At 38.2% G+C, this 5,744-nt stretch carries 8 protein-coding genes; all 8 read left to right on the top strand.

Annotation, left to right across the window (positions count from 1 at the left end):
- The first annotated feature begins 670 nt into the window (after positions 1 to 670).
- The 8 genes from M2R47_RS08995 (at position 671) to M2R47_RS08960 (ending at position 5,485) form a co-directional block, all read left to right on the top strand.
- A complete protein-coding gene (locus M2R47_RS08995; protein ID WP_249102331.1) occupies positions 671 to 1,786 on the top strand; it encodes a VENN motif pre-toxin domain-containing protein in 1,116 nt (371 codons plus the stop codon).
- A 134-nt stretch (positions 1,787 to 1,920) separates the two neighbouring features.
- Entirely contained in the window at positions 1,921 to 2,283 is a 363-nt protein-coding gene (locus M2R47_RS08990; protein ID WP_249102314.1) for an EndoU domain-containing protein, read from the top strand.
- 14 nt (positions 2,284 to 2,297) lie between these two features.
- A complete protein-coding gene (locus M2R47_RS08985) occupies positions 2,298 to 2,669 on the top strand; it encodes a DUF5376 family protein (protein WP_249102312.1) in 372 nt (123 codons plus the stop codon).
- Between the two features lie 101 nt (positions 2,670 to 2,770).
- Complete coding sequence (locus M2R47_RS08980) at positions 2,771 to 3,103, top strand: hypothetical protein (protein ID WP_249102310.1); 333 nt, start codon at positions 2,771 to 2,773, stop codon at positions 3,101 to 3,103.
- Positions 3,104 to 3,105: 2 nt separating this feature from the next.
- Positions 3,106 to 3,549 carry a hypothetical protein gene (locus M2R47_RS08975; RefSeq protein ID WP_249102303.1) on the top strand — a complete coding sequence of 148 codons (444 nt, stop codon included), beginning with the start codon at positions 3,106 to 3,108 and terminating at the stop codon, positions 3,547 to 3,549.
- Positions 3,550 to 3,684: 135 nt separating this feature from the next.
- A complete protein-coding gene (locus tag M2R47_RS08970) occupies positions 3,685 to 4,011 on the top strand; it encodes a hypothetical protein (protein ID WP_249102298.1) in 327 nt (108 codons plus the stop codon).
- On the top strand, positions 4,008 to 4,946 hold the full coding sequence (locus tag M2R47_RS08965; RefSeq protein WP_249102295.1) for a hypothetical protein: 939 nt from the start codon (positions 4,008 to 4,010) through the stop codon (positions 4,944 to 4,946). Before M2R47_RS08970 ends, M2R47_RS08965 begins: the two co-directional genes overlap by 4 nt.
- Positions 4,946 to 5,485: a hypothetical protein gene (locus tag M2R47_RS08960; protein WP_249102291.1), complete on the top strand. Its 540-nt coding sequence runs from the start codon at positions 4,946 to 4,948 to the stop codon at positions 5,483 to 5,485. Before M2R47_RS08965 ends, M2R47_RS08960 begins: the two co-directional genes overlap by 1 nt.
- Positions 5,486 to 5,744: the final 259 nt, after the last annotated feature.

Genomic DNA, 5,744 nt, shown 5'->3' with positions numbered 1-5,744 from the left:
AATGATAAAGCTTAGAAAATGGGATTGGTCAGGCAAATTCTTAAATCCAAATCATAGGGTTGATGTTGGTTGTGAAGGCATGAAAGAAGTTAAGGAATGCCAATAATGGATATAAATGATAAGATTGTTATATCAATCATGATTTTAAATTTCTTTTTCTGGATAGCTTTTGGCACATTAAGTTTTTTGCTATACGTCTATTTATTGGGACGGATTTTTTTATCATGGTCTAAATAAAGAACTTTTAGACAAATACATTAGAATATTCTCTTTTCTTAGTGTATTTCCAACAGCTACCTTGATTGCAATATTGATTGTTTCGATATTTCATTTGAAAGCATTGTGGGTTTTTATTATGTTTATTCAGAGTGGTTATCCTTTATCGGTGTTGACCATAGTTTGGATAATGCCACCAATTTTTTTAATGATAAAACCATTTATCTCAAAGAAATCATATTTCTATAAATTTTTTATTATTTGGTTTGGCGTAGTTTCATTTTGTTCGTTTTGCTCTTATTTTGCATTTATTTTATCATAGATGTAGGTTAAGTTCAGCCCGTAGGTTGGGTTGAGCTTGCGAAACCCAACAAATTCAATGAGTTATGCCATAAATGCTGGGTTACGCTATCGCTAACCCAGCCTATGGGCTAATGGTTTTGATAAGGATGAGGTGCAAAGGGAGCTTAATGTTCAAGTTCAGGTAACGCAAAGCTTTGACCAAAACAGACGAGAAATCAGAACCCAATATGCCACAAAAGCAGAAGCGTATCGTGAAGATGCTAAACAAGCAAGAGAGCAAGGCAATACAACACTTGCCAAAACACTTGAAGACAAAGCCCAACAAATAGACAGCAACCTAAGACTCTTTGATGGCATCACCTCCGCCTTGTACGCTCCTAACTCAAATGGTATCATAGGTGATGTGGCAAGAGCAGCAAGCCCTGAGTTTGCTTATCGGATTGGGCAGGAGTTTAAAGAAAATAAAATCCTAAACCAAACAGACAATGGCAGCAGGCCAGAAGAACAAAGCCTACAACACCTACTGGCTCATGCCATACTAGGTGGTGCCACAAGCTATGCCACAGGTAATGACATCACAACTGGTACCATCTCTGCCGTAAGCAATGAAGCAGGTGCTAAGATTTTAGCAAACTACCTATATCAAGGCAAAGATCCAGAGAAACTCACTCAAGAACAAAAAGACACCATTGTCAGCATTCTAAGCCTAACCACTGCTACAACCATCTATACAGCTACCGATGGTAGCACCACCGATGCAGTGAGTGGTGCTGAGATTGGGAAAGTGGGGGTGGAGTGGAATGGTGCCACTGACCGCATGGATGGCACGGATGCAACAGACAGGGCATTGCAAAGACAAGCGGAAGCTCTCTATCCAAACAATAAAAAAGCCCAACAAGAGTATATAGCTGGTAGAATGTTGGGGTTTGGAAATTCGATTGCTACAATGGCTACCGACACAGCAAATGCGGTTATTCATCCTGTAGATACAGCAACAAATGCTTTTAAGGGTTTGGTAAAAGCAATCTCTTCACCTATTGCAACTGCACAACAGCAAATGCAAGCTGTACAAAAATGGCAACAAGATTATAAGAATGCCTTAAAATCCAACCCAAAACTTGCAGGTCAGATGTATGGCGAGCTTGAGGGTGCTGTTGGAGCAAATATTGCTACTACCGTAGTTGGTGGGACTGGGGCGAATGCGGTTAAAGCGTTGCATAAAACTGAGAAATTTGTTGCGAGTAAGCCGAATATGTTCGAAATATAGGACAAAATAATTCGGGATATTCCAGTGAATTTCATAAAAATATATTATATAGACAGCCTGATTGTATTATTAATCAGCAAGCAAGCAAAAGAGTTCATTTGGTTACAGCTCCAATTGACTTTGATGGACACATTATGAATGCTGAAGTTAAATCTGGTGGCAGGGTGGTTGGAGGACATTCTATTGCTGGCGGCAATGTTGTGGTTAATAGTGTTGTAAGAAAATATCCTAATGGGGTTTATGAGGCAAAAATTTCAATAAAAGACCCAAATAACCCTAGCACATATTTACCTAAGTCCAATAATAATGGAATATCTACAATGTTTCCAGATTCTTGGACTGATGATCGTGTAAAGGTAGAAGTTGATTATGCTTATCAGAATAAGGTAATTATAACAAATCCTAGAGGTCAACAGATGTGGGAAGGAGTAACACCGAGTGGAGTAAAAGTTACTGGTTATTTAAAACTAAAAGTCACAGTATATCCAGTTAAATAAATTTGGATATTGAAATGAATATATGTTTTTTGTATAGGAAGTCTGAAGTATTTCAAGATAATATTATTAGACCATTTGCTATATGTGATGGAGATGATAAAAATTACACAATACTCTGCGAATACATATCAGAGGTAGATTTTGAGTTTTCTAAAAATATAGTGCAAAGCATTGATGAAAATAAATTTTTGTTAGATTTTAGTTCAGAAAGCTGGGGATGTGAATTCATTAACAATCATATAAAAATATATTTTTTATATGATGAGGATAATCCTAACTATATATCATCTATATCCTTGAGTAATTTCAAATTTATAATGAATGCTTGGATGGATTTTTTGACAAAAGAAGACGGAAATGAGATGGAAATATTTCTAAATGATTAATTTTTGTCAGGTGAAAAAACCATGAAAATTACTCAAGAAGATAAAGAGCTGTTGGACTATCTAAAAGCCAAAGCCCAAATTTAGGAGTAACAAATCACAAAGTGGATAATGCTTCTAAATTCTTTAATTCAACCGACATGGAATATGCAATGAGAGAGGCTGAGAGATTGTATGCGTTGAATCCTTCTGCCTATACCACTTACAAGCCTGACGGTACCATTAAGCAAATTACAGTTCCAATAAATTTTAGCAGACCTGTGGGTGAGGGTTATATTAAAAACAATAAAACCACCCAAGCTAACGGTATGGCTGGTGAATACCGCTGGACAAATAGCGTTAGAGTTGGCTTAGATAAAACTACCAAAAAACCATATACTGCCTTTCCTGATATTAGTAAAGGCATAAAGAAACCTAACCCACTTAAAGTGAGATAAATATGTTTGATGTTAATCCAGAAATTATTGAAAGAGCTCTTGAGGGTGCGTGGCATTCAGAAACCTTAGAGCATTATCAAGAAGAGGATGAGTATTATTCATTAGACCTGTATAGTGAGAAAGATGCTCGTTACGCAATTAATAGATGGTTGTTGTTAGGTTGGCGAAACAATGAAAAACCTATTTATAAAGAGAGTTTGCGTTATGCTATTACTAAAGATGGGTATTTAAATGCTGATGTATGGTTGCCTGGTATTGATGATATTGTAGGAGATTTTGAGCAGTTTAAAAACTTATACAAAAACTTCCTTCTTATTCTATGGGACGAATGGTTTCACGAACCTTTCGTAGAAGCTGACTTATCAAATTGTAGAGTTAGGATGGATAATGAGTTTATTAGATTTCCCCATATGCCTGAATTATGGAAAGAGCCTATTTATAAATAAAAAGCAATAAATAGTACGGCAATCGGTGATGATGTAGCCACTGTCAATAATTTCAATAATGTAAATAATGCCAATAGAGGTCATAATGTTATCGTTCATGGTGCGTTAAATTATGATGAAATTGGAGGAATTCCTGTGTTATCGAGAAGTGTGCCTGTCAAGGTTTCTGGTGGTAGAGAAAATAAAACAGAGTCCTTGCCTATTAGTATTGAGCAGGTGGCAGAAGCTGTTAGAAGTAATCCAGACTACAAAGCAGGAACACCTGTTTGTTTCGGTTCATGTTGGAGTGGCTCTAGCGGTACTGCACAGCAATTAGCTAATGAGCTTGGTGTTCCAGTTTATGCTCCGACTAGACCTGTGGCTTGGGATAAAAATTCTGGAAAGTGGATTATGGATGCTGATTATCACCCAAGTAATACTTTATCTAATCCAAATATTAAATCAGCTCGTAGGTTGGGGTGAACGATAGTGAAACCCAACATTTAAATTCAGCCCTTGATTTTGTTGGGTTTCGTAAACTCAACCCAACCTACGAGCTTACTCAAGGCGTAGGATTGTCCGAAGGCACAGCCTCCAATATCAAAATGGGAACAGATTTGGCTTTGGGGGGTGTAACCGCTACTCAGGGCTTGGGTAGAAGGGTTGCTAGTGGTGTTAGCGGTACTGCAGGTCACAGCATACCTCAGTCTGTCATTAATAAGGCAAGAATTGAAAATAATGTGAATGTGGATAATCCAAGTCTAATTCACCATTCTATTAGAGAGTTTACCGCCACCAAAGGTAATCCTGTTATTCACCGTGCAGAAAATATTAATTTAGGGCAAACCATTGACCGTGATGGTTTGACAAGGGTTGATAAAGCCAAAGAATTCAATGATGACCAAATTGCCAACAATTTAGGCTTAGAGAATAGATGGCAATTATCATACCACCCAACAGGTTACCCCGCTTGGAAGCCTGGCACAAATGTGACAGACAGAGTGTTAGACAAGCCAGAGAGAATGCGGATGGTGATTGATAGTGAGCAACTTAAAAAACTTAAAGGTGAGGATGACTATGAAAAATTAACCCCAGAACAACGCAAACAAGCTCTAGGTCGCTGGGCAACCCAAGAACCGATTAATTCGGTTGCTGATATGCGTCAACGATTGGCAGTCACCGAAGATTTTAAGTCCAATATTGCCAAAGACGGCACACCCAACAAATTCTATGTGGTAGAATTTGAAGTACAAGCAGGTGTCGGTGTCCGTGAAGGCATTGCAGGCTCAATGTATGACAGTAAAACAGGCAAAGTAATGCCAGGCGGTGTTAAGCAAATTAACTTTGCTAAAGAAACCACCCACACAGACCCTGAAAAATTTATCATTGATTTTGATAGCATTAAGGAGATTAAGTGATGAAAAAGATTTTAGATATTCATAGTATGTATATATATGCAGACGGCACAACCTTAGAGTACCCAAAAAACCAATGGGAGAAATATTCGGAATTTAAGTCGCACAAAAAGAAAATGGGCATCGAAGTACTTTTTTGGGGTCAAAAACTGATTTACGAAGACGGTTCTGAATGGATACCGCCTTTTTCAGAAGGTATGCAAATCATCAATAAAGACAGAACTGAGTTCCTAGTCATCTTTGGAGAAGAACCCAGCCCTTTTAGCCAAATCAAAGAAGCCCCTTGGTACTTCCCGCCACCTGACAATGCCGCCATTTATTATTCAGATGGTACTTTAAAACATCAAATCACCATACCCAGAAATGCCGATGGTAATTTTATTTTTACAGAAGCAGGACATTCAGCAAAATATCCACACCTTAAAACGGTGATTTTAGAATTTATCAACCCCAAAATCAATAAAGGTGGTTGGTACAATCTTTATGCCATAGACCCTGATATACCAGAGCTGATTTATACAGGGCAGATGATTAAGTGGTAGCATTAAATGTCCGTGAAGGCACTGCAGGTACAATGCATGACAGCCCATAGGTTGGGTTGAACGAATGTGAAACCCAACATTTAAATTCATCCCTTGATTTTGTTGGGTTTCTTGCCTCAACCCAACCTACGGGCTAGAAACCCTAAAAGAGTCTGTTAATGACACCGACTCTCGCCGTGCCAAGCTCATGGGGACTTTAGCAGCTGCATCTAAAGTACGCACCCTCGCTCAAAATCTACAAAACGGCAACCTAGGCAGC

Source organism: Moraxella oculi, from assembly GCF_023336735.1.
In the GTDB taxonomy this organism is placed as follows: domain Bacteria; phylum Pseudomonadota; class Gammaproteobacteria; order Pseudomonadales; family Moraxellaceae; genus Moraxella; species Moraxella oculi.
The sequence above is the reverse complement of the archived record's forward strand: the minus strand, read 5'-3'. Positions and strand labels throughout refer to the sequence as shown.

Excerpts from the sequence above, each read along its gene's own strand:
- M2R47_RS08985 (WP_249102312.1), top strand. The coding sequence starts at position 2,298 with ATGAATATATGTTTTTTGTATAGGAAGTCTGAAGTATTTCAAGATAAT.
- M2R47_RS08975 (WP_249102303.1), top strand. The coding sequence starts at position 3,106 with ATGTTTGATGTTAATCCAGAAATTATTGAAAGAGCTCTTGAGGGTGCG.
- M2R47_RS08990 (WP_249102314.1), top strand. The coding sequence starts at position 1,921 with ATGAATGCTGAAGTTAAATCTGGTGGCAGGGTGGTTGGAGGACATTCT.
- M2R47_RS08960 (WP_249102291.1), top strand. The coding sequence starts at position 4,946 with ATGAAAAAGATTTTAGATATTCATAGTATGTATATATATGCAGACGGC.